This window comes from Candidatus Sodalis sp. SoCistrobi (assembly GCF_900143145.1).
GTDB lineage: Bacteria > Pseudomonadota > Gammaproteobacteria > Enterobacterales > Enterobacteriaceae > SoCistrobi.
In genome coordinates, this window is sequence record NZ_FRDB01000338.1 from 1 (window position 1) to 1972 (window position 1972).

6 protein-coding genes are annotated in these 1972 nt (G+C 56.7%); 5 read left to right on the forward strand and 1 reads right to left on the reverse strand.

From position 1 onward, the window contains the following. The 5 genes from CINSTRO3249_RS15465 to CINSTRO3249_RS17350 form a co-directional block, all read left to right on the forward strand. On the forward strand, nt 1-229 hold a 229-nt coding region (locus tag CINSTRO3249_RS15465), incomplete at its 5' end, for an integrase core domain-containing protein (protein WP_143146879.1). Nucleotides 230-361: 132 nt separating this feature from the next. Beyond that, nucleotides 362-802, forward strand: a complete 441-nt coding sequence (locus CINSTRO3249_RS15470; RefSeq protein ID WP_074013871.1) for a SycD/LcrH family type III secretion system chaperone — start codon at nt 362-364, stop codon at nt 800-802. A 249-nt stretch (nt 803-1051) separates the two neighbouring features. Continuing rightward, nucleotides 1052-1267, forward strand: a complete 216-nt coding sequence (gene sctF / locus CINSTRO3249_RS15475) for a type III secretion system needle filament subunit SctF (protein WP_074013872.1) — start codon at nt 1052-1054, stop codon at nt 1265-1267. Then, entirely contained in the window at nt 1264-1533 is a 270-nt protein-coding gene (locus CINSTRO3249_RS15480; protein ID WP_074013873.1) for an EscG/YscG/SsaH family type III secretion system needle protein co-chaperone, read from the forward strand. Before sctF ends, CINSTRO3249_RS15480 begins: the two co-directional genes overlap by 4 nt. Further along, entirely contained in the window at nt 1530-1700 is a 171-nt protein-coding gene (locus CINSTRO3249_RS17350; protein ID WP_174249808.1) for a hypothetical protein, read from the forward strand. Before CINSTRO3249_RS15480 ends, CINSTRO3249_RS17350 begins: the two co-directional genes overlap by 4 nt. Nucleotides 1701-1743: 43 nt before the next feature. Here the strand turns inward: CINSTRO3249_RS17350 and CINSTRO3249_RS15485 are convergent. Then, nucleotides 1744-1972, reverse strand: a 229-nt coding sequence (locus tag CINSTRO3249_RS15485; protein ID WP_143146879.1) for an integrase core domain-containing protein, incomplete at its 5' end; no start/stop codon positions are given.

The following is a 1972-nucleotide window of genomic DNA, read 5'->3' on the forward strand; positions in this document are numbered from 1 at the left end:
CGGCGACTCCTACGATAATGCGATGGCAGAGAGTATCAACGGGTTGTACAAAACGGAGGTTATCCACCGCGGGAGCTGGAAAAACCGGACGGAAGTGGAGTTGGCCACGCTGGACTGGGTGGACTGGTACAACAACAGAAGGCTGCTCGGGCGGCTGGGTTACATCCCTCCTACTGAAGCCGAAATGAACTATTACGCTTTGCAATTAGCATCAGAGGAAGCGGCGTAGTATTGCCAAAATTACTCTCTAATAAACTCGGGGTTATTCAGAGGCTGCCCGCGTGGGTGGCAACATGCCTCGTCGTTAAGGCGCAACGCGCGTCTGGTCGGGGCGACGCGATCCTCTTGTCTGGAGGTGCTTATGATATCCCCCTCGAATGGCGATACCGACCAAAGCAACGTCGGTGCCGCCATCAACCCCACCCCAATGGCCGATACCGAGCAACGCTTTGCCCGCGGCTATCAGGCACTCCACAGCGGGCATTACGATCGCGCTCTGATTGATTTCAGTTGGCTGGTGATGTTGCAGCCGTGGAACTGGCGTGCGCATGTTGCGCTGGCGGGCACGCTGATGATGACGAAAAAGTATCAAGGGGCGATGAATTTCTATGGTTACGCGTTGATGCTTGATGGCGGCCATCCAGAACCCGTCTATCAAATGGGGGTGTGTCTACAGGCCATGGGACGGCTGGCGGATGCCCGAATGGCGTTGCATAGCGCCATTAGTATGAGTGACGGTAAGCCGCATTACAGTGCGGTGCGCGCCAACGCCCAGAGTCTGCTTAATCAATTATTGGTTTGAGCGGTGTGACAAAGCGTTCCCCACGATAGCGCCGTAGCGGCAGATTTTACGCAGCCGCGACCGTCGTGACCCAGGGGAGCGTGTCTGTAATGCCGGGCACGCCGCCGGGATCGGCTGGAATTCAGGTGTACACCGGATGCTGGCAATGTCCCGGGGCGGGGATAATCCGCCTAACGCCGTTGCCGCCGGTGCAACGCGTATGACCGACGTCCCGGCCGCGATAGGGACGGATAGACACAGGAAGTGCTCATGGACGTGTCACAACTCATCAATACACTGTCAATTCTGGCGAACAAGGCGGGTAATGACGTCGAAGATAAAATGACGGCGGATAAACTCACCAACCCGGGAACATTGCTGCAGGCGCAGTTCGCGGTGCAGCAGTATTCCAGTTTCATCAACTATTCCAGCGCGATACTGAAGACCATGAAAGATATGGTCGGCGGTATTATCGCCAAGATATGACGATGCTTGCGGATACCGATCGTCGCTTGTTGGTGGAGATCGCCTGCGCGGGCGTGAATCACGGTTACCGGCGTCAGGTGCGCGCCATGTTGCCCGCATTGCCCTATTTGGTCCCTGATGAATCGCTGCGGGCTGCCTGTCACGCTTTTCTGTTATTCGGGCTGGATGAGATAGGCGCCGCCAGGGGGTGTCTGGCGCAGGCAACGGGGCCGGAGGCCGAGACACTGGGTGCCATTTTGCAGTATCACCACGGGAGAGACAGATGAAAATAGAAAACGCTTACCCCCTCGTTCCGCCGGCAGGGGCCATGACGGCCTCTATGGCCGGGGCTTCCCCGGATGCCGCCGCGGCATTCAGTCAATTACTGTATGGCGCGGCGCCGGTTACGTCCTTGTCTCCACACGACATGTTGGTGCGTCAGGCGGCGATGTGAATGTGAATAACCCCGAGTTTATTAGAGAGTAATTTTGGCAATACTACGCCGCTTCCTCTGATGCTAATTGCAAAGCGTAATAGTTCATTTCGGCTTCAGTAGGAGGGATGTAACCCAGCCGCCCGAGCAGCCTTCTGTTGTTGTACCAGTCCACCCAGTCCAGCGTGGCCAACTCCACTTCCGTCCGGTTTTTCCAGCTCCCGCGGTGGATAACCTCCGTTTTGTACAACCCGTTGATACTCTCTGCCATCGCATTATCGTAGGAGTCGCCG